Genomic DNA, 20,446 nt, shown 5'->3' with positions numbered 1-20,446 from the left:
GGAGTTGTTCGGCTATCGCGCAATTTGGCAGGAATGGTCGCTAATGTAGGGTTCCCACTTGCACGATCCAAGTCGGTGGCGCGAGAATAGCGCGTTGATCGTTCTATAGTGATCGATCATCGAACGATTCCAGGGTTTGTCCTCAATGAACCTCGACACTCGCCCCGCTCCACCCGAACTCGACAAGCGCGACTGGATCGCCGGCCTGGAGCGCGGCGTGTCCATCATCGAGGCCTTCGACGACGCCCACCCGCGCATGACGGCGAGCGAAGCCGGCCAGCGCACCGGCATGACGCGCACCGCCGCGCGCCGCTACCTGCTTACGCTGCAGCACATGGGCTACGTAGCGGGCGACGGCAAGCTGTTCTGGCTGACGCCGCGGGTGCTGCGCCTGGGCCAGTCCTACCTCGAATCGGCACGCCTGCCGCGCATAGTGCAGCCCTTTCTGCAGCGGGTGGCCGCCGGCACGCACGAGATCGCGTATCTGAGCGTGATGGACGGCGACGAGGTGGTCTACATCGCGCGCAACGGCCCCAACCGCAGCATGAGCACCGGCTACGTACTGGGCGCGCGGGTGCCGGCGCAGGTCACGGCCTCGGGCATGCTGATGCTGGCGATGCGCGGCGACGAGGAACTCGGCCACTGGCTGGCCACGCACGAGCTCACCGTCTTCACCTCGCACACCATCGCGAGCAAGGAGCGCATGAAGCTCGAACTCGCGCGCATCCGCGCGCAGGGGTGGGCCCTCTCGGAGCAGCAGCTGGACCTCAATTCGCGCGGCATCGCCGTGCCGCTGCGCGACCGGCACGGCGACCTGGTGGGCGCGCTCAACATCACGATGCCCATGGGCCATGAAAGCAGCGAGGACGCGGTCGCCCGCGTCCTCCCGGTGTTGCGCGAAACGGCGCAGGCGATGCGCAACCTGATCTGATCGCGCTGCCAACTACCGTTCGGGCTGAGCCTGGCCTGCCCTGAGCTCGACGAAGGGTCGAAGCCACGCGCAGCCCTTCGACAAGCTCAGGGCGAACGGGGTTTCCTTCAGACCGCGGCCTTCGCCATCCTCGCGTCGGCCAGCGTCTGTTCGCGCAGGCGCTCGTATTCCGGCTTCGGCACGGGCGCCGCGTCGGGATTGCCGAGGTCGTTCATGTGGATGCGATAGGTCTCGCGGGCGCTCAGCGCGGCGAGTGCCGAGATGACCGTGATGCCGAAGGCCAGCGAGCCCACGATCAGCGGGATGTTGGCCGCGCCGGGAGGCGCCACCGTGGCGAACAGCGCCGGCAGCATGGCGGTGGCGGCGGTGCCGATGTTCTGCGAGATCGCCATCGCCGAGACGCGGGTGCGGGTCGGGAACAGCTCGGGGTAGAAGCTCGGGAACACCGCGTTGTAGCCCTGGTAGACCACGCCCCACATCAAAAGCGACATGCAGATCGCGAGCGGCACGTTCTTGATGCTGATCGCGTAGAGGTAGCCGAAGGCCAGGAGGCCCGAGGCCAGCGCGCCGAAGACGATGGGCGGCTTGCGGCCGATGCGGTCCGAGAGGTTGCCGACGTATGGAATGACCAGCACCGCGAGGATGTTGCCGAGCACGGGAATCCACAGGTAGATGTCCTTCGCGAAGCCGATGCCGTAGGCGGACTGCACCGCATAGGCCGCGCCGAAGATGGTGGCGACCACGGGGATCACATTCATCAGCGCCATCAGCACGACGCGCAGCATGTCCCTCCAGCTGTACTTGAAGGCGTCGACGATCGGCGAGCGCGGGCGCTGCTGCTTGCTGCCTTCCTCGGCGAAGGCGGGCGTCTCGTCGACCTCGCGGCGGATGATGTAGCCGGCGACGATGACGATGAAGCTCAAGAGGAAGGGAATGCGCCAGCCCCAGCTGTTGAAGGCATCCTCCGGCATGTAGTGCGCGAGCGGCAGGAACACCGCCGCGGCCAGGATCTGGCCGGCCTGCACGCCCTGCAGCGTGAAGCTGGCGAAGAAGCCGCGGCGCCCGAAGGGTGCGTGCTCCAGGATCATCGAGCTGGCGCCCGAGATTTCCCCGGCCACCGCGAAGCCCTGGACCAGGCGGCAGATCACGAGCAGCACCGGCGCCAGCAGGCCGACCTGGTCGTAGGTGGGCAAGAGGCCGACGGCGATGGTCGAGAAGCCCATCAGGAACATGCACAGGATCAGCACCTGCTTGCGGCCGTGGGTGTCGCCCCAGTGGCCCAGGAAGAAGGCGCCGATCGGCCGCGCCACGTAGCCGACGCCATAGGTCGCGAGCGAGGCGACGATGGCGATATTCGGATCGCCCTTGGGAAAGAAGATCTGCGGAAAGATCAGCGCTGCTGCGGTGGCGTAAATGAAGAAGTCGTAGTACTCGAGGGCCGAGCCGATCCAGCCGCTGGCGGCGGCCTTCTTCGACTGGTGCCGGCCTTGCGGCTCGTGCTCCTGGGGTTTGCTCATGTGTGTCTCCGTTGGGATGGGGCGAGGCGACTGTAGGTGCGCCCCCGGAGCGCCGGCAATGTCGCGGACAGGGGGTTCGATCGATCATCGATCAATCTCGTGCGACTTTCGCGCGGAATCGGGGTTTGTCCCCGGGTTCACGGGACAGGATGCCCTGACCGATACGGTCTTGCTTTCGCACCCCTTCACGACGTGCGCAACGGGCCCCAACACATACTTTCTTGCATTTTTCCGGGTTAACCCTGGATGGCTCGCCGGCGCTTGCTTCTACTATTTATTCAACTTGAATTAATTAATTGCGCCTCGGCATCGGGGCCAGGAGACAGCCAGTGACGACAGCCGGTCCCGGTCGGGGCACCAACTCGGTCAACCTGCGCCTCTACAACGAGCGCAGCCTGCTGCAGCGGCTGCGCCGGGCCGGCGAGGCGTCGAAGGCGGATCTGGCACGTTGGGCCCAGCTCACGAACACGGCGGTCGGCAGCATCGTGCAGTCGCTCGAGGAATCGCGGCTGATCGAACCCGCGGGCCGCCGGCAGGAAGGCCAGCGCGGCCAGCCCGCCGGGCTCTACCGCGTCAATCCCGAAGGCGCCTACGGCATCGGCGTGCGGCTGGACCGCACCAGCATCGAGACGGTGATGATCGACCTCGGCGGCAAGATCCTGGCCCGTGCGGCGCACGACCTGCTGCTGCCCCACCCCGACCGTGCGCTGGCGCTGGTGCACAAGGACGTGAGCCGCATGATGGCCACGCTCGACGCGGCGCAGCACCGCCGGCTCATGGGCGTCGGCCTGGCGCAGCCCTACAACCTCGGCAGCTGGCTGCGCGAACTCGACCTGAAGGCGGACTTCCGCATCTGGGACGAGGTCGACTTCGGCGCGATGCTCGCGCGCGCCGTGGACCAGCCCGTCTTCAAGGAAAACGACGGCAACGCGGCCGCGATCGCGGAGCTGTTCTTCGGCATCGGCCGCGAGGAGAACGACTTCCTCTACATCTTCATCGGCGCGGCACTCGGCGCAGGTGCGGTGATCGGCGGCGAAAGCCTGCGCGGCCCCACCGGCAACGCGGCCGACCTCGGCCTGATGCCGGTGCCGCCCAGCCGCCTGGCCTCGGCCCCGGTGTCGGACCGGCGCTGGGACATCCTGCTCTCGCGCGCCTCGCTCAACGCGCTGGCGCGCCACCTGCGCCACCACGGCATCGCGGTGCGCGGCCATGCCGAGCTCGAGGCCTGCGTCAAGTCCGGCCGGCCCGAGGTGCGCGAATGGCTCGACGACTGCGTCGATGCGCTGGTGCCTTCGACGCGCGCATCGCTGGCCGTGCTGGACCTGCCGGTGGTGGTGATCGACTGCGACATCGACAGCGGCCTGATCGACGAGCTCATGAAGCGCCTCGACGAAGGCCTGCGCGCGATCGCGCCCGAGGCGCGCCAGACCCCGCGGATCCTGCGCGGCAGCTTCCGCGCCGACGCCGGCGCGATCGGCGCGGCCAGCCTGCCAATGTTCTTCAACTTCTCGCCGCGCGCGGACGTGCTGCGCGGACGTTCACGCCCCCGCCACCCGGAGACAGCGAATGCATGAAGCACCCCCCGCGCTGCTGGAGCTGCGCAAGATTTCCAAGACCTTCCCCGGCGTCAAGGCGCTGCAGGACGTGCGGCTGCGCGCCAGCGCCGGCCACGTGCATGCGCTGATGGGCGAGAACGGCGCCGGCAAGTCGACGCTGATGAAGGTGCTGTCGGGCGCCTACATGCCCGACCCCGGCGCCGAGATCCTGATCGACGGCAAGCAGGTCCACATCGACGGCCCGCTCGCGGCCAAGCACCTCGGCGTGTCGGTGATCTACCAGGAACTGAGCCTCGCGGCCAACCTCAGCGTGGCCGAGAATATCTACATGGGTCGGGCGCTGCGACGCGGCGGCCTGGTCGACCGCGCCGGCATGGCCAGCGCTTGCGAGGCGACGCTGCAGCGCCTGGGCGCCGACTTCGGCCCGGCGACCCGCGTCGCGACGCTCTCGATCGCGCAGCGGCAGCTGGTCGAGATCGCGCGCGCGGTGCACTTCGACTGCCGCATCCTGGTGATGGACGAACCGACCACACCGCTATCGACCCACGAGACCGACCGCCTGTTCGCGCTGATCAAGCGCCTGCGCGACGAAGGCCTGGCGATCCTCTACATCAGCCACCGCATGGACGAGATCGACGAGCTCGCCGACGAGGTCACCGTGCTGCGCGACGGCGCCTACGTCGGCACGCTGACCCGCGCCGAGCTCTCGCGCGACAAGCTGGTGAAGATGATGGTGGGCCGCGATCTCTCGGGCTTCTACCGCAAGGAACACCACGGCCAGCACACCGGCGACAAGGCGCTCACGGTGCGCGGCCTCAGCGACGGCCGGCGCGTGCACGACTGCAGCTTCGAGCTGCATGCGGGAGAAGTGCTCGGCCTGGCCGGCCTGGTCGGCGCCGGCCGCACCGAGCTGGCACGCCTGATCTTCGGCGCCGATCCGAGCACCGGCGGCGAAGTCTCCCTCAACGGCAGCGGCGCGCTGCTGAAGATCGCCAGGCCCATCGACGCGATCCGCTCCGGCATCCTCTACCTGACCGAGGACCGCAAGGGCCAGGGCCTGTTTCTCGACCAATCGGTGCGCGACAACATCAACGTGATGGTGTGCCCGCGCGACGCGAACGCCGGCGGCGTGATGGACGGCAAGCGCGCCGCCCAGCGCGCGCGCGACGCGATCGCGCAGCTGTCGATCCGCGTGCCCTCGGCGCGGGTCAACGTCGGCTCGCTGTCCGGCGGCAACCAACAGAAGGTGCTGCTCGCCCGATTGCTCGAACTCGCGCCGAAGGTGCTGATCCTCGACGAGCCGACGCGCGGCGTCGACATCGGCGCCAAGAGCGAGATCTACCGCCTGATCGACGAGCTGGCGCGGCGCGGCGTCGCGGTGCTCGTCATCTCGAGCGAACTGGCCGAGGTGGTGGGTATCTGCGACCGCGTGATCGTGATGCGCGAAGGCCATCTCGTCGGCGAGGTGGGCGGCGCGAGCGGCCTGCCCATCACCCAGGAAAACATCGTCGCGCTCGCCACCGGCGCGGCCGCCACCCACGCGCCCGTGCTGCACTGAGACAGACGGCGCAACAGGAGACATCCCCATGAGCAAGCAGACCTCCCCCGCCTTCCCGGCGCCGGCCAACCCCGCCCTGCCCCGCGCGCTTAGCGGCGCTTCCGGCCGCGAAATCATGCGTGCGCTCGGCATGCTGCCGGTGCTGGTGCTTCTGTGCATCGGCTTCAGCTTCGCGAGCGACAACTTCTTCAGCCTGCAGAACCTGTCGATCATGACGCAGCAGGCCTCGATCAATATCGTGCTGGCCGCCGGCATGACCTTCGTGATCCTCACCGGCGGCATCGATCTGTCGGTGGGCTCGATCCTCGCGGCCTCCGCAGTGGTGGCAATGCTGGTGTCGAACGTGCCGGAGTTCGGCATGCTCGGCATTGCCGCCGGCCTGGCCTGCGGGCTGCTGTTCGGCCTGATCAACGGGGTGCTGATCGCCTTCGTCAAACTGCCGCCCTTCATCGTGACGCTGGGCTCGCTGACCGCGGTGCGCGGCATCGCGCGGCTGCTCGGCAACGACACCACCGTGTTCAACCCGCAGCTGCCCTTCGCCTTCATCGGCAACGGCGAGGTGCTGGGCGTGCCCTGGCTGGTGATCATCGCCTTCGCAGTGGTGGCGCTGTCGTGGTTCATCCTGCGCCGCACCGTGCTGGGCCTGAACATCTACTCGGTCGGCGGCAATCCCGAAGCCGCGCGCCTGGCGGGCATCAAGGTCTGGGCGGTGCTGCTGTTCGTCTACTGCACCTCGGGGCTGCTCTCGGGCCTGGGCGGGGTCATGGCCTCGGCACGGCTCTATGCGGCCAATGGCCTGCAGCTCGGCGCCTCGTACGAACTCGACGCCATCGCGGCGGTGATCCTCGGCGGCACCAGCTTCGTCGGCGGCACCGGCTCGATCCTCGGCACGCTGATCGGCGCGCTGATCATCGCGGTGCTGACCAACGGCCTGATCCTGATGGGTGTCTCGGACATCTGGCAGTACATCGTCAAGGGCCTGGTGATCATCGGCGCCGTCGCATTGGACCGCTACCGCCGCAAGGACTCGGCTCGTACCTGAACCCCTTTCATTTCCCCAACCACGACCAGGAGACTATTCCATGCGCAAGTCATTGTTCGCACTCGCCGTGATCGCCGCGGCCCTCGCTGCCCCGGCGGCGCAGGCCCAGAACAAGCAGATCAAGAGCGTCGGCATCACGCTCGGCTCGCTCGGCAACCCCTTCTTCGTCTCGCTCGCCAAGGGCGCCGAAGCCAAGGTCAAGCAGTACAGCCCGAATGCCAAGGTCAATGCACTGTCGGCCGACTACGACCTCAACAAGCAGTTCTCGCAGATCGACGGCTTCATCGCCTCGGGCGCGGACATGATCCTCGTCAACGCGGTCGACGCCAAGGCCATCGAGCCCGCGCTGCAGAAGGCGAAGAAGGCCGGCATCGTCGTGGTGGGCGTCGACGTGGCGGCCAACGGCGCCGATGCGACCGTGCAGACCAACAACGTGCAGGCCGGCGAGCTCGCCTGCCAGTACATCGTCGAGAAGCTCGGCGGCAAGGGCAATGTGATCATCCAGAACGGCCCGCAGGTATCGGCCGTGATCGACCGCGTCAACGGCTGCAAGACGGTGCTGAAGAAGAGCCCCGACATCAAGATCCTGTCGGACGACCAGGACGCCAAGGGCTCGCGCGAAGGCGGCCTCAACGTGATGCAGAACCACCTGACGCGCTTCCCGAAGATCGACGCCGTGTTCGCGATCAACGATCCGCAGGCCATCGGCACCGATCTCGCGGCCAGGCAGCTCAACCGCAAGAACATCGTCATCACCTCGGTCGACGGCGCGCCCGACATCGAGACGGCGCTCAAGAGCGACACGCAGGTACAGGCCTCGGCCAGCCAGGACCCGTACATGATTGCGCAGAAGGCGGTCGAGATCGGGCAGGACATCATGAACGGCAAGAAGCCCGCCAATCCGATGACACTGCTGCCCTCGACCTTGATCACGCGCACGAACGTCAAGGACTACAAGGGCTGGCAGGCGCCGAGATAAAGCTCTCCCCCAGGCTCCCCCACTTCGTGTGGTCCGCCAACCCCCTTCCGGGGGCAACACCAGCGGCCCGGCAAAGCCGGTTCCGCGGTGTTTCACGAATGTTTGTCGCTATCTAACCTGGCACTTTCTGGAGGATGAGATGTTTGTCGTCTGCGGCGAAGCCCTGATGGATGTCTACACGGGCGAATGGACGGCCACCGGCATGACGCTCGATGCGCGCATCGGCGGCTCGCCGCTCAACGTGGCGCAGGGGCTGGCCCGGCTAGAACGGCCGGTGGCCTTCCTGGCGGGACTGTCGACCGATGCCTGCGGCGAGCGCCTGCTGGCCTCGCTGCGCGCCGAAGGCGTCGACACCTCGCTGGTGCTGCGCAGCGACGCACCGAGCACGCTCAGTGTGATCAGCGTCGACGCTGTAGGCGTGCCGCGCTACGCCTTCCACGGCACGGGCGCGGCGGACCGGCAGATCACGCACGACACGCTGCCGGCGCTGCCTACAGCGGCGCGCGTGCTGCAGTTCGGCTCCTACGCGCTCGCGGTGGAGCCGGTCGGAAGCGCGCTGCGCGCCCTGGCGGCGCGCGAGCGCGAACGGCGCCTGATCGCCTACGACCCCAACGTGCGCCTCAACGTCGAGCCCGACCTCGCGCACTGGCGCGCGGTGGTCGAGCAGATGGTGTCGATCGCGCACTTGGTCAAGGTCAGCGACGAAGACCTGGGCCTGCTCTATCCGGCCGAAAAGCCGGAGCACGTGGCGGCACGCTGGCTCGAGCGGGGCGTGAACCTGGTCGCGGTGACGCGCGGCCGCCATGGGGCGAGCGCGTGGACCGGGGCGGCGCAGGCCGACGTGCCGGCGCCGGAGACCGAGGTGGTGGACACGGTGGGCGCGGGCGATACCTTCCAGGCGGCCCTCCTGACCTGGCTGGACGAGCACGATGCACTCACACCCGAGGCGCTGTCGGCGCTCGGCCATGCATCGCTCGTCGATCTGCTGCGCTTTGCCGCCCGGGCCGCCGCGATCACCTGTTCGCGGCGCGGCGCCGACATGCCGCGGCGCGACAAGCTGAACTGAGGCCTTCAGAGGGAAGCGAATCCCTCGATGAACGGCTCGATGGCGAGGATGGGGAACTTGGTTGCCCCTGACAGCACCAGGAGATCGCGGTCGCCCGTCACCAGCGTCGCCTTGCCCGTGACCGCGAGTTGCAGGAAGGGCACGTCGAAGGGGTCACGGCACGCTGGTACGACGGGCGGCGGATCGGGCAGCGTCACGACCTGCGCAAAGGGAAGATAGTCGGCCAACAGCTCCTCGCGCTCCTGTGGTGAAAGCCTGAACTTCGGATAGCCCAGCACGCGCACCAGTTCGCCTGCGGTCGCCGTGCTGACCAGCGGCGTGCACGCGCCCTGCTGCCACAGCTCGCGCAGCCGCCGTGTCGCCGGTCCGCCGAACAGCAAGGCCGAAAGAACCACATTGGTGTCGAACACCACCCGCCGGGCGGCCACGCGCTCAGGCCTTGCGCCCGGTCTTGGTGGGAGCGCTGCCAGCCGAGCGCGCACGCTTGACGCGATAGGCAGGCGGCGGCTCGGCAGCCATCAGCGCAGCCGGTTCGGCCCCCTGCCGTGCCCAATCGACGGCATTGCGAACATCCGCATCGGTCAGACCCAGCGCCGCGAGCTTGGCGCGCACCGCATCGCCGCGCTGGATGCGCACCGGCGTCAGCACGATCTGGCCGTCGTGCACCGCGACGTCGAAGTACTCCGTGGCGCCGACCTGGTCCGTCACGCTGCGCGGCAGCGTGAGCTGGTTCTTGGAGGTCATCTTGGCAAGCATGGAATATTCCTAAAGTAAGGAATCCTTACTTTAGCCAGCTGTCGCCGGGAGGTCAACCGCCCGCTTCCAGCCGCTGCGCCCGCCACGCGCAAATGCTGCCCACCACGGCAAGCAGGGTCGCCACGCCGAACATCGCGACATAGCCGAATTGCTGCGCGATCGCGCCACCGGCCAGCACGCCGAACACGCCGCCGAAGCCATAGCCGATCACGGTGAAGAGCGCCTGCCCGCGTCCGCGCAGCCGCCCCGGGAAATGGCGCGACACCATCGCGATGCAGGCCGTGTGATGCGCTGCGAACGAGAGCGCATGCAGGGCCTGCGCCGCCACCAGCGCCCAGACCCAGGGGCCGCATCCCGCGGTGATCCCCATGCGCAGCACGGCGGCGACGCCGCAGATCAGGAGCCAGCGCGGCATCGCGAACAAGCCCAGCAGCCGGCCCTGCAGGTAGAACCAGGCGATCTCGGCCACCACCGACAGCGCCCACAGCAAGCCGATGGTCCCCTTGCCGTAGCCGAGCGAATCGAGGTACAGCGAGAGAAAGCCGTAGACCGCGAAGTGCGCCATCACGTGGAAGAACAGCGACATGAAGAACCAGCGCACCGCCGGAATGCGCAGCACCGGCCCGACCGGATCCTTCACCATCGAGTGGGCCGCCGCCGGTTCGCGCACGTCGGGCAGGCGCAAGGTCGCGATCAGCACGATGGCGAGCGTGCCGCCCGCCCAGGCTGGAAAGTGCCCCATGCCGAAATGCTCGAACCATTCGCCGGCAAAGAAGACCGTGACCAGGAATCCCGCCGAGCCCCAGAGCCGGATGCGGCCGTAGCGCCCCCAGTCGCCGGCCACCAGGTGCGCCATGGCCGCTTCGGTGAGCGACATCATCGAACTGGTGTGCGTGAACATCACCAGCAGCACCAGGCCCAGCCACCAGGCGCCGCCGTGCCACCACAGCCCGAACGAGGACACCAGCGCCACGGCCGCGCTGATGCGCAGCAGCAGCACGCGATGCCCCGTGTGGTCGCTCAGCGCGCCCCATGCATAAGGCGCGAAGACCCGCGTGATCGACTGCACCGAGGTCAAGAGGCTGATGGTGAAGATCGGCAGCCCCAGATCCTTCAGCCACAGCGGCAGGTAGGGATTGAAGAAGCCGATGTGCGCGAAGTAGCTGGCCGAGAGTGCCGCGAAGGCCAGCAGGTGGCCGCGGCCGCCCGCAGCAGGGGCCGGGGCCGGGGCCGGCACTAGAGGAAAGACGCCTGTGGCGACGGCCGCGCGTCGGCGTCGGCTTGCCCCTGTTCCTGCTCTCCCTGCACGTCGCCGCATTGCGCGCGGTTGCGAAGCGCATGCTCCATCACGACCAGCGCCAGCATCGCCTCGGCGATCGGCGTCGCGCGGATGCCGACGCAGGGGTCGTGCCGGCCCTTGGTGACAACCTCGACCGGCTGGTTGTTGACATCGACCGACCGGCGTGGGCTGATGATCGAGCTGGTCGGCTTGATCGCGATGCTGACCTCAAGATCCTGCCCGGTGGTGATGCCGCCGAGCGTGCCGCCCGCGTTGTTGCTCTCGAAGCCCTCGGGCGTGATCGAGTCGCCGTGCACGGTGCCGCGCTGCGTGACGCTCGCGAAGCCGGCGCCGATCTCCACGCCCTTGACGGCGTTGATGCCCATCATGGCCCAGGCGATGTCGGCATCCATCTTGTCGAACAGCGGCTCGCCGAGGCCTACCGGCACCTTCGATGCGGTCACGCGAATGCGCGCGCCGCAGGAGTCGCCGGCCTTGCGCAAAGCGTCCATGTAGGCCTCGAGCTTGGAAACGTCGGCAATGGGCGCGAAGAAGGGATTGTTCGGCACGTGCTCCCAGCTCTCGAAGGGGATCGCGATGTCGCCGATCTGCGCCATGCAGCCGCGGAACACCGTGCCGTACTTCTCGTTGAGCCACTTCTTGGCCACCGCGCCGGCCGCGACCATCGGCGCCGTGAGCCGTGCCGAGGAGCGGCCACCGCCGCGCGGATCGCGGATGCCGTATTTCTTCCAGTAGGCGAAGTCGGCATGGCCGGGGCGGAACTGCTGCGCGATCTGGCCGTAGTCCTTGCTGCGCTGGTCGGTGTTCTGGATCAGCAGCGCGATCGGCGTGCCGGTGGTCTTGCCCTCGTACACGCCGGAGAGGATCCGCACCGCATCGGGTTCGTTGCGCTGGGTCACGTGGCGGCTGGTGCCGGGGCGGCGGCGGTCGAGGTCGCCCTGGATGTCGGCCTCGCTGAGCGCCATGCCGGGCGGGCAGCCGTCGATGACGCACCCGATCGCGGGACCATGGGACTCGCCGAAGTTGGTGACCGCGAAAAGGGTGCCGAAGGTATTGCCGCTCATGCGGCGGATTATCCCAACAAAGTCACTTCGACATTGCCGGACGGCTGGCCCGGTGGCGATCCCACACGCCGCAGCATGATGGCGGCCAGCACCGCGGCCGCCAGCGCCACCGCTGCGCTGATGGTGGCCGTCGTCTCGAAGGCCTGCGCGAACGCCTCGCGCCCGGCATCGAACAGGGCCGCGCCTGCAGGCCCCGGGAGCGCGGCCGCGGTGTCCGCAGCAACACCCAGATTGGCGCGTGCGGCTTCGAGCGCGGCCTTTGGTACGCCGTCGATCCGGGCCTCGCCCATGGCGTGGCGGTAGATGGCGACGATCACGCTGCCGAGCACCGCAATGCCCAGCGCGCCGCCGAACTCCGAGCTCGTTTCCGAGATCGCCGATGCCGCACCGGCACGCTCGGGCGGCGCCGTGCCGACCATCAAATCGACCGCCAGCGTGAAGGCGAACGAAAGCCCCAGCGACAGAACCCCGTAGGCGACGACCAGCCTGACCAGGCCGTCGATGCGGTCCACCGTGCTCAGCAAGGCGAAGCCGGCCGCGGCCACGAGCAGGCCGCCGGCCACCACGAAGCCGGGACGCACCAGCCGTACCAGCCGCGGCGCGATCGTGGAGCCAAGCGCAAAGGCCACGCCCGAAGGCACGCTCCACAGGCCCGCCTGCAAGGCCGACAGGCCGAGCACGAGCTGCAGGTACTGCGCGATGAAGAGGAACCCGCCGAAGGCGATGAAGAAAGCCAGCGTGTTGATCGCGAGCGCGGCGTTGAAGGCCGGCACGCGGAACAGCCGCAGCTCGATCAGCGGATCGGCCAGCCGCCCCTGCCGGCGGATGAAGGCGATGCCGATCGCCACGCCCACCACAATGGCCGCCAGCGGCAGCACGCCCATGCCTGCTTCGGCGATGCGCTTGAGGCCATAGATGACGGCGAGCACGGACAACAGCGACTGCGCCGCACTCAGCAGGTCGAGCCGCCCGGCCTGCGTGTCGCGGTACTCGGGCAGCAACCAGGGCCCGAGCGCGAGCAGCAGCACCATGACCGGCACGCCGATCAGGAACACCGAGCCCCACCAGAAGTGCTCGAGCAGCGCCCCGCCGATCAGCGGGCCGATGGTGCCGCCGACCGAGAAGCTCGCCACCCAGATGCCGATGGCCACGCTGCGCTCGTGGGCGTCGAGGAACATGTTGCGGATCAGCGAGAGCGTCGAGGGCGCGAGCGTTGCGCCTGCGATGCCAAGCAGCGCGCGCGTGGCGATCAGCATCGCGGCGCTGCTCGAGAAGGCGGCCAGCACCGAGGCGATGCCGAAGCAGGCCGCGCCGATCAGCAGCAGCCGGCGCCGGCCGATGCGGTCGCCCAGCGTGCCCATGGTGATCAGCGAACCCGCGAGCATGAAGCCATAAATGTCGACGATCCACAGCATCTGGGCGCTGCTGGGATGCAGCGCGGCGCTCAGGTGCGGCACCGCCAGGTTGAGGACCGTGAGGTCCATCGAATAGATCATGCAGGGCAGCGCGATGACGGCCAGGCCGATCCATTCGCGCGCGCTGGCCCTGGCGCCGGCGGCCGGGGCGTTCATTGAATCACCTCCGCGCTGCGCGCTGCGGTATTCGCCTTGGGAACGGCCCGGCGGCTCATGGCGTGTGCTCCCAGACCACCACGGGGCGCACCTCGATGCTGCCCACGCGCGAGGACGGAATGCCGGCGGCGATGCGCACCGCCTCTTCGTCGCTCGCGGCCTCGACCAGGTAGAAGCCGCCGAGCTGTTCGTTGGTTTCGACGAAGGGGCCGTCGGTCACCGACAGCTTGCCGTTGCGCACGCGCACGACGGCGGCAGTGCGGGCCGCCTCCAGGCCTTCCGATTCGACGAAATGCCCGCTCGCGCGCAACTGGTCGTCGTAGTCCAGGTGCGCGTTGACGAAGTCGCGCATCTCGCCGGGCGAGAGCACGCTCATCTGCTCGTCGGTGGCGAAGATCATGCAGAGGTATCTCATGACGCAATCCTCTCGACCTTCGCGATGGGGCGCACCTCGATGCTGCCGTACTTCGCGAGCGGGATCCTGGCGGCCACCTGGATCGCGGCGTTGAGGTCCTGGACGTCGATCAGGATGAAGCCGCCGAGCTGCTCCTTGGTTTCGGCGAAGGGGCCGTCGGTCCGCGACATCGTGCCCTTGCGCACCTGCACGACCTTGGCCGTCTTCACCGACTGCAGGGCTTCCGCGACGACCAGTTGGCCGCGCGCATCGAGCTCCTTGTCGTAGTCCATCGAATCGGCGTCCAGCGTGGCGCGCTCGCTCGGCGTCATCGTCGCGAGCAGCTTGGGGTCGAAATAGACCATGCAGAGGTATTTCATGTGCATCTCCAGAAAAGGATTGGGTGACTGACACCCACTGGTCGAACGCAAAGGCCGCCGATCGACATTCGCGCCCGCTCGAATTTGTTTCAGGATGCAAGCTCAGCCAGCCGCCGCTCGAGAAACTGCCGCTCGGGGGCCTGCCGCGCGAGCGCCAGCGCACGCTCGTACGATGCCTTCGCTTCCGCCGTGCGGCCGAGCCGCCGGCACAGATCGGCGCGCGCCGCGTGGGCCAGGTGGTAGTCCGCGAGCTCGCCGCGCACGAGGATTTCATCGATGAGCGCCAAGCCGGCCGCCGGCCCGTCGCGCATCGCGATCGCGACCGCGCGGTTGAGCGCCACCACCGGCGAAGGCTCGGCGCGCAGCAGCACCTCGTAGAGCCCGGCGATCTGGGCCCAGTCGGTGGATTGCGCATCCGCGGCTTCGGCATGCACCGCCGCGATGGCGGCCTGCAGCGTGTAGGGCCCGAAGCGGCGCGACGAGAGCGCGCGCATCGCGAGGGCAGCGCCCTCCTCGATCGATGCCCGATTCCACAGGCTGCGATCCTGCTCGTCGAGCAGCACCATCTCGCCCGATGCCGAGGTTCGTGCGGCACGCCGCGACTCGTGCAGCAGCATCAGCGCCAAGAGGCCCACGGCCTCGGGCTCTGGCAGCAGGTTGACCAGCAGCCGGCCGAGCCGGATCGCCTCGGCCGACAGGTCGGGACGCGTCAGCGTCTCGCCGGACGAGGCCGCATAGCCCTCGTTGAACACCAGGTAGACCACGCGCAGCACGGCATCGAGCCGTTCGGCCAGCTCGGCCACGGGCGGCACCTGGTAGGGGATGCGGGCCTCGCGGATCCTGGCCTTCGCGCGCACGATGCGTTGCGCAATCGTCGGCGCGGGCACCAGGAAGGCATTGGCGATGTCTTCGGTCGCGAGGCCGCAGACCTCGCGCAGCGTCAGCGCGACCTGCGCGTCGGGCGCCAGCGCCGGGTGGCAGCAGGTGAAGACGAGGCGCAGGCGGTCGTCCTCCAGCGTCTCGGCATCGGCGTCGCGCTCATCCCAGGCCAGCGCAGGGTCGGCGATGGCCTCGGCCGCATCGCCTGCGTCGTCCCAGGCATCGAAGCGTGCGCGGCGGCGGAGGCCGTCGATGGCCTTGAAGCGCCCGGCCGACACCAGCCAGGCGCGCGGGCTGGCCGGGATGCCGCTCGCAGGCCATTGCTCGAGCGCCGCGCGAAAGCCGTCGTGCAGCGCCTCCTCGGCCAGGTCGAAGTCGCCCAGGAGGCGCACCAGCGTCGCGAAGATGCGGCGGGACTCGCTGCGGTAGACCGCATCCACCGCCTCGCGCACTGCGGCCGGCGCTGTCGCCATCAGGGCGCTTCCGCGCTGCCGAGCAAGGCCTCCAGCTTCACCAGCGAGCCGGTCCAGCCGTGTTCGTGGCCTTCGCGCGCGGCCTCGTCGAAGAACTGGTCGTGGCGCAATTCGAGATCGGCGCCGCGGCCCGAGGGCTCGATCAGCACCGTCACGCGCGACTCGCGCTCGGGCGTGCTGTGCCAGGCCCAGCTGAAGACCAGCTTGCGATTCGGAACGATCTCGCGGTAGACGCCGCCGACCTCGTGCCGCTCGCCGTTCGCTTCCAGCATCACCACGCGGAAGCGGCCGCCCACGCGCAGGTCGATCTCGGAGACCGGCACCGAGACGATCTCGGCCGGGCCGAACCACAGCTTTAGCGCTTGCGGGTCGGTCCACGCCCGCCAGACTTTGTCGGGCGCGACTTCGTAGTGCCGGCGGAGGGTGAGCGAGGGGCGTTCTTCGTCTCGGGTGGCAGGGCTCGCCATGCGGTCTCCTCTTGGTGGTACAGGAAGCGGGCCAGGGCGTCGAGGCGCTCGGCCCAGAATTTTTCATAGCGGGACAACCACACGGCGGCCTCCTGCATGGGCTGAGGCGAGAGCTCGCAGCGCACGATGCGGCCCTCCTTCGTGCGGGAGACGAGCCCTGCGTTCTCGAGCACGCGCAGATGCTTCATGAAGCCGGTGAGCGACATGCCGTGCGGCTGCGCGAGTTCCGTGACGGTGAGGCCGCCGCCCTCCCCCAGCGTTTCGAGCACCGCGCGGCGCGTCGAATCGGACAGCGCCGCGAAGACGGCATCGAGGGTGTCTGCATCAGAGTGAACCATGTGGTTGAGTTTCGAAGCGAGCGGCACCGCTGTCAAGCCCGACGCGGGAACGCTTTATGCATATTGCGACGCAGCATCCCACCGCCACAAGGAGTTCCCATGCTGGACCGCACCGACACGAAGTTCTCCCACGTGAAGCCCGGCGACACCGAGTACGTCTCGGGCGGATTGCGCGACTTCTTCCTGTACCGCGACCTGGGCATCGCCGAGGCCACGCACGGCAAGGTCATTGCGCACCTCGTCAAGGCCAACATGGCACCGGAAGCGGGCACCGGCTGGCACCGGCACGAGGCGGAGTTCCAGATCGTCATCATGGTGAAGGGCTGGGCCAGGTTCATGTACGAAGACCAGGAGACGCTGGTCGAGGCCGGCGACGTGGTGCACCAGCGCCCCGGCATCCGGCACTACCTCTTCGACTACTCGCCCGACATGGAGTACCTCGAGATCGTCTCGCCGGCCGATTTCAAGAGCATCGATGTCGAGCCGGCCTGCGAGGTTCCCGCGCCGACGCCATGGAAGTAGCGGCACGAGTTTTCAGTCTTTCTTGAAGCTACAGCAATTCGGCGCGAAAATGCGCCGATGCCTTCTCACCCCCTGCCCCCGCTCAACCGCCAGTTCGTCGCCCACTTCGGAGAGATGGGCAGCAAGTGGGGCATCAACCGCACCGTCGGCCAGATCTATGCGCTGATCTTCATCTCGCAGCGCGCGCTCAACGCGGACGAGATCGCCGAGATGCTGGAGTTCTCGCGTTCGAACGTGAGCATGGGCCTGAAGGAGCTGCAGGCCTGGCGGCTGGTGCAGCTGCGCCACCAGCCGGGCGACCGTCGCGAGTACTTCGAGGCGCCGGCCGACGTCTGGGAGATCTTCCGCGTGCTGGCCGAGGAACGGCGCCGCCGCGAGGTCGAGCCGACGCTCTCGATGCTGCGCATGGCACTGCTCGAAGAACCCACGAGCGACGAGGAGCGCCACGCCCAGCAGCGCATGCGCGAGATGCACGACCTGATCGACCGGCTCATGAAATGGTTCGACGATGTGCAGCGCCTGGCGCCCGAGACCGCAATGCAGCTGATGGGCATGGGCGCGACGGTGAGCAAGGTGCTCACGCTCAAGGACCGCATCACCGGGGCAAAGGGCAAGAAGGCGGGGGCCTAGGGTTCAGGCCGGCTCGTCGAACAATGGCTTGCGGCCGGGCGTGCGCCCAAACGGGCGAGCCAGTCAGCAAGCTAGGGCTTCTCGAGCTTGTCGCGCCGGATCGCCTCGTCGTCCATCAGCTCGTACCACATCGCATTGAGCACCGCGAAGGTCGCGGCGAGAGGGAGGCCCAGCAGCCAGGCGAAGTACCACATGGTTCGATTCCTTTTCTTGATTCAGTAGGCGTGACCGCGTTCGTTCTTGATCGCGTCCGCATCGACCTTGCCCCACAGCACCTTGTAGACCCAGCTGGTGTAGGCCACGATGAGCGGGATGAAGATGGCGGTGACCACCAGCATGATGAACAGCGTCAGGTGGCTCGATGACGAATCCCACACCGTGAGACTGGCGCGCGGGTCGATCGACGACGGCAGGATGAAGGGGAACATCGAGGCGCCGACGCTGAGGATGATGCCCACGATGCCGAGCGCGCTGGCGAGCAGCGTGAACACTTCGCGCCGCAGGCGCAGCCCCACGAAGGCCAGCAGCGCGCCGGCCAATCCCAGGCCCGGTGCCGCCCACATCCACGGCCGCGCCGCATAGTTGGCGAACCATGCGCCCGGCTGCACTTCGACCATCTTGAGCAGCGGGTTGGACGGCCCGTCCGTCGGCAGCGCGCTCGTTACCCGGTAGCCGTCGACCCAGCTCCACAGCACATAGCCGGCCAGCGCATAGAGCACCAGCGTGAGCAGCGCCGCGACGCTGCCGAAGGCGCGCGCACGATCGGCGATCGGTCCCTGGGTCTTCAACTGCAGCCACGCGCTGCCGTGCATCACCAGCATCGCGACCGACACTAGGCCGCACAGCAAGGCGAAGGGATTCAACAGGCCGAAGAAAGAACCCTCGTAGAAGATGCGCATGTCGGGCGCCAGCCGGAAGGGCACGCCCTGCAGCACGTTGCCCATGGCCACGCCGAAGATCAGCGCGGGCACCAGGCCGGTGACGAACAGCGTCCAGTCCCAGCGCGTGCGCCAGCGCGCATCGTCATTCTTGCTGCGGAACTTGAATGCCACGGGCCGCAAGATCAATGGCACGAGGATCGCGAACATCGCGAGGTAGAAGCCAGAGAAGGACACCGCGTAGAGCTGCGGCCAGGCCGCGAAGATCGCGCCGCCGCCGAGGATCAGCCACACCTGGTTGCCTTCCCAGACCGGGCCGACGCTGTTGATGATGACGCGGCGTTCGAGATCGTTGCGGCCGGCGAAGGGCAGCAGCATGTTGGCGCCGAGGTCGAAGCCGTCGGTCACGGCAAAGCCGATCAGGAGCACGCCGAGCAGCAGCCACCAGACCAGGCGCAGGGTTTCGTAGGAAATGAGTTCGTGCAGGATCATGTCGTGCTCCGTGAGGTCAATCTGCGGCGGCGAGAGGTGTGCGGGGCAGCGTGGCGGCCAGCTCGGGGTCGGCCTCGGCGCGATAGGCCGCGGGCGGCGGCACCGGATGTTCCTCCGGCCCCGTGCGGATCGCCTTCAGCATCAGCTTCATCTCGATCAGGAACAGCACGGTGTAGATCAGCGCGAAGCCCGCGATGGTGATCAGCAGCGTGGTGACGCCGAGGTTCGACACCGCCACCGCGGTCGGCAGCACGCCCTCGATCACCCAGGGCTGGCGGCCGACCTCGGCCACGATCCAGCCGCACTCGGCGGCGATCCACGGCAGCGGGATCGCGAACACCGCGAGCTTGAGCAGCCACGGATGCGCGTCGAGCCTGCGCCGCGCCGAGAGCACGAAGAAGATGGCGGTCAGCAGGATGAAGAACATGCCGAGCCCGACCATGATGCGGAAGGACCAGTACAGGGGCGCCACGGCCGGCACGGTGTCCAGCGCGGCCTTGGCGATCTGCTCCGGCGTGGCTTGCCGCGGGTCGTCGACGTAGCGCTTGAGCAGCAGCGCATAGCCCATCGCATGGCCGTTGGCCTCGAAGATCTTGCGCGCCGACTCCGGAACTTCGGTCTCGCTGCCGGCCGCGCGGATCTTCTGCAAGGCATCGTAGGCCGAGATGCCGACGCGGATGTTGAGCTCGGCGCGGTGCACGAGGTCGTCGATGCCCGGGATCTCGGTGGTGAGCGAGCGCGTGCCGATCAGCCCCATCACCGCGGGGATGTGGATCGCGTAGTGCGTCTCGCGCGTTTCCTGGTCGGGGAAGCCGAAGGCGGTGAAGGCGGCCGGCGCCGGCTCGGTCTTCCACATCGCTTCGATGGCGGCGAGCTTCATCTTCTGGTGCTCGGTCGAGAGGTAGCCGCTCTCGTCGCCCAGCACCACGACCGAGAGCGAGGCCGCGAGGCCGAAGGAGGCGGCCACCGTCATCGAGCGCTTGGCCAGCTGCAGGTGCCGCCCGCGCAGCAGGTACCAGGCCGACACGCCGAGCACGAAGATGGAAGCGACCGTGTAGCCTGCCGACACCGTGTGCACGAACTTGGCCTGCGCCACCGGGTTGGTCAGCACGGCGAAGAAATCGGTCACTTCCATGCGCATGGTCTGCGGGTTGAAGGCCGCGCCCACCGGGTTCTGCATCCAGCCGTTGGCGATCAGGATCCACAGCGCCGAGAAGTTGGAGCCGATGGCCACCGCCCAGGTGGTGACCAGGTGGCCGACCTTGGAGAGCTTGTCCCAGCCGAAGAAGAACAGGCCGACGAAAGTCGCCTCGAGGAAGAAGGCCATCAGCCCCTCGATGGCCAGCGGCGCGCCGAAGACGTCGCCCACGTAATGGCTGTAGTAGCTCCAGTTCATGCCGAACTGGAACTCCATCACGATGCCGGTGGCCACGCCCATCGCGAAGTTGATGCCGAACAAGAGGCCCCAGAACTTCGTCATGTCGCGCCAGATGGTGCGGCCGGTCATGACGTAGACCGTCTCCATGATCGCGACGATCACCGCGAGGCCGATGGTCAGCGGCACGAACAGGAAGTGGTAGAGCGCCGTGAGCGCGAACTGCAAGCGTGAAAGTGCAACGATGTCGAGGTCCATGGGGTTCCTTTCGTTTTCTT

22 protein-coding genes are annotated in these 20,446 nt (G+C 68.0%); 8 read left to right on the top strand and 14 right to left on the bottom strand.

Going from position 1 to position 20,446, the window contains the following annotated elements; translation table 11 throughout:
* Positions 1-145 precede the first annotated feature (145 nt).
* Positions 146-931 carry an IclR family transcriptional regulator domain-containing protein gene (locus ACSQ9A_RS10770; protein WP_093109408.1) on the top strand — a complete coding sequence of 262 codons (786 nt, stop codon included), beginning with the start codon at positions 146-148 and terminating at the stop codon, positions 929-931.
* Positions 932-1,038: 107 nt separating this feature from the next.
* On the opposite strand, the gene ACSQ9A_RS10765 is transcribed toward ACSQ9A_RS10770, so the two are convergent.
* Positions 1,039-2,448, bottom strand: coding sequence for an MFS transporter (locus ACSQ9A_RS10765; RefSeq protein ID WP_093109409.1), 1,410 nt, complete (start codon positions 2,446-2,448; stop codon positions 1,039-1,041).
* A gap of 329 nt (positions 2,449-2,777) precedes the next feature.
* On the opposite strand from ACSQ9A_RS10765, the gene ACSQ9A_RS10760 reads away from it, so the two are divergent.
* From ACSQ9A_RS10760 to ACSQ9A_RS10740, 5 genes are all read left to right on the top strand, one after another.
* On the top strand, positions 2,778-4,022 hold the full coding sequence (locus ACSQ9A_RS10760; protein WP_093109410.1) for an ROK family protein: 1,245 nt from the start codon (positions 2,778-2,780) through the stop codon (positions 4,020-4,022).
* On the top strand, positions 4,015-5,562 hold the full coding sequence (locus ACSQ9A_RS10755) for a sugar ABC transporter ATP-binding protein (protein WP_436295198.1): 1,548 nt from the start codon (positions 4,015-4,017) through the stop codon (positions 5,560-5,562). Before ACSQ9A_RS10760 ends, ACSQ9A_RS10755 begins: the two co-directional genes overlap by 8 nt.
* 28 nt (positions 5,563-5,590) lie before the next feature.
* Positions 5,591-6,604, top strand: a complete 1,014-nt coding sequence (locus ACSQ9A_RS10750; protein WP_436295199.1) for an ABC transporter permease subunit — start codon at positions 5,591-5,593, stop codon at positions 6,602-6,604.
* 40 nt (positions 6,605-6,644) lie between these two features.
* Positions 6,645-7,583: an ABC transporter substrate-binding protein gene (locus tag ACSQ9A_RS10745; protein ID WP_436303634.1), complete on the top strand. Its 939-nt coding sequence runs from the start codon at positions 6,645-6,647 to the stop codon at positions 7,581-7,583.
* 139 nt (positions 7,584-7,722) lie between these two features.
* Positions 7,723-8,649 carry a carbohydrate kinase family protein gene (locus tag ACSQ9A_RS10740; RefSeq protein ID WP_436303633.1) on the top strand — a complete coding sequence of 309 codons (927 nt, stop codon included), beginning with the start codon at positions 7,723-7,725 and terminating at the stop codon, positions 8,647-8,649.
* Positions 8,650-8,654: 5 nt separating this feature from the next.
* Here ACSQ9A_RS10740 and ACSQ9A_RS10735 read toward each other — a convergent pair whose 3' ends face one another.
* The 10 genes from ACSQ9A_RS10735 to ACSQ9A_RS10690 form a co-directional block, all read right to left on the bottom strand.
* On the bottom strand, positions 8,655-9,077 hold the full coding sequence (locus tag ACSQ9A_RS10735) for a putative toxin-antitoxin system toxin component, PIN family (protein ID WP_436303632.1): 423 nt from the start codon (positions 9,075-9,077) through the stop codon (positions 8,655-8,657).
* A 4-nt stretch (positions 9,078-9,081) separates the two neighbouring features.
* Entirely contained in the window at positions 9,082-9,405 is a 324-nt protein-coding gene (locus tag ACSQ9A_RS10730) for an AbrB/MazE/SpoVT family DNA-binding domain-containing protein (protein WP_436303631.1), read from the bottom strand.
* A 52-nt stretch (positions 9,406-9,457) separates the two neighbouring features.
* A complete protein-coding gene (locus tag ACSQ9A_RS10725) occupies positions 9,458-10,642 on the bottom strand; it encodes an MFS transporter (RefSeq protein WP_436303630.1) in 1,185 nt (394 codons plus the stop codon).
* A complete protein-coding gene (gene aroC, locus ACSQ9A_RS10720; protein WP_436303629.1) occupies positions 10,642-11,769 on the bottom strand; it encodes a chorismate synthase in 1,128 nt (375 codons plus the stop codon). Before aroC ends, ACSQ9A_RS10725 begins: the two co-directional genes overlap by 1 nt.
* 8 nt (positions 11,770-11,777) lie before the next feature.
* Positions 11,778-13,340 (bottom strand): MFS transporter, encoded by a 1,563-nt coding sequence (locus tag ACSQ9A_RS10715; RefSeq protein WP_436303628.1) that lies wholly within the window; start codon positions 13,338-13,340, stop codon positions 11,778-11,780.
* A 55-nt stretch (positions 13,341-13,395) separates the two neighbouring features.
* Positions 13,396-13,755, bottom strand: coding sequence for a YciI family protein (locus ACSQ9A_RS10710; RefSeq protein WP_093109419.1), 360 nt, complete (start codon positions 13,753-13,755; stop codon positions 13,396-13,398).
* The gene (locus ACSQ9A_RS10705) at positions 13,752-14,114 is read right to left on the bottom strand and encodes a YciI family protein (protein ID WP_436303627.1); all 363 of its coding nucleotides are present in this window, start codon (positions 14,112-14,114) and stop codon (positions 13,752-13,754) included. Before ACSQ9A_RS10705 ends, ACSQ9A_RS10710 begins: the two co-directional genes overlap by 4 nt.
* A gap of 89 nt (positions 14,115-14,203) precedes the next feature.
* Positions 14,204-15,466, bottom strand: a complete 1,263-nt coding sequence (locus ACSQ9A_RS10700) for an RNA polymerase sigma factor (RefSeq protein ID WP_436303625.1) — start codon at positions 15,464-15,466, stop codon at positions 14,204-14,206.
* Positions 15,466-15,933 carry an SRPBCC family protein gene (locus tag ACSQ9A_RS10695; RefSeq protein ID WP_436303624.1) on the bottom strand — a complete coding sequence of 156 codons (468 nt, stop codon included), beginning with the start codon at positions 15,931-15,933 and terminating at the stop codon, positions 15,466-15,468. Before ACSQ9A_RS10695 ends, ACSQ9A_RS10700 begins: the two co-directional genes overlap by 1 nt.
* On the bottom strand, positions 15,822-16,271 hold the full coding sequence (locus tag ACSQ9A_RS10690) for an ArsR/SmtB family transcription factor (protein WP_436306282.1): 450 nt from the start codon (positions 16,269-16,271) through the stop codon (positions 15,822-15,824). The genes ACSQ9A_RS10695 and ACSQ9A_RS10690 overlap by 112 nt, the downstream gene beginning before the upstream one ends.
* A gap of 99 nt (positions 16,272-16,370) precedes the next feature.
* Between ACSQ9A_RS10690 and ACSQ9A_RS10685 the strand changes: the two genes are divergently transcribed.
* Positions 16,371-16,793 carry a cupin domain-containing protein gene (locus ACSQ9A_RS10685; protein WP_093109424.1) on the top strand — a complete coding sequence of 141 codons (423 nt, stop codon included), beginning with the start codon at positions 16,371-16,373 and terminating at the stop codon, positions 16,791-16,793.
* A gap of 57 nt (positions 16,794-16,850) precedes the next feature.
* A complete protein-coding gene (locus ACSQ9A_RS10680; RefSeq protein ID WP_436303623.1) occupies positions 16,851-17,423 on the top strand; it encodes a GbsR/MarR family transcriptional regulator in 573 nt (190 codons plus the stop codon).
* 71 nt (positions 17,424-17,494) lie between these two features.
* On the opposite strand, the gene cydX is transcribed toward ACSQ9A_RS10680, so the two are convergent.
* The 3 genes from cydX to ACSQ9A_RS10665 are packed head-to-tail and all read right to left on the bottom strand — an operon-like array spanning position 17,495 to position 20,426.
* Positions 17,495-17,617, bottom strand: coding sequence for a cytochrome bd-I oxidase subunit CydX (gene cydX / locus ACSQ9A_RS10675; RefSeq protein ID WP_086924947.1), 123 nt, complete (start codon positions 17,615-17,617; stop codon positions 17,495-17,497).
* A 21-nt stretch (positions 17,618-17,638) separates the two neighbouring features.
* Positions 17,639-18,793 carry a cytochrome d ubiquinol oxidase subunit II gene (gene cydB, locus ACSQ9A_RS10670; protein ID WP_436303622.1) on the bottom strand — a complete coding sequence of 385 codons (1,155 nt, stop codon included), beginning with the start codon at positions 18,791-18,793 and terminating at the stop codon, positions 17,639-17,641.
* Between the two features lie 16 nt (positions 18,794-18,809).
* On the bottom strand, positions 18,810-20,426 hold the full coding sequence (locus tag ACSQ9A_RS10665; protein ID WP_436303621.1) for a cytochrome ubiquinol oxidase subunit I: 1,617 nt from the start codon (positions 20,424-20,426) through the stop codon (positions 18,810-18,812).
* Between the last annotated feature and the right edge of the window lie 20 nt (positions 20,427-20,446).

Source organism: Variovorax sp. LjRoot290 (genome assembly GCF_964253985.1).
Taxonomy (GTDB): Bacteria; Pseudomonadota; Gammaproteobacteria; order Burkholderiales; family Burkholderiaceae_C; genus Variovorax.
The sequence above is the reverse complement of the archived record's forward strand: the minus strand, read 5'-3'. Positions and strand labels throughout refer to the sequence as shown.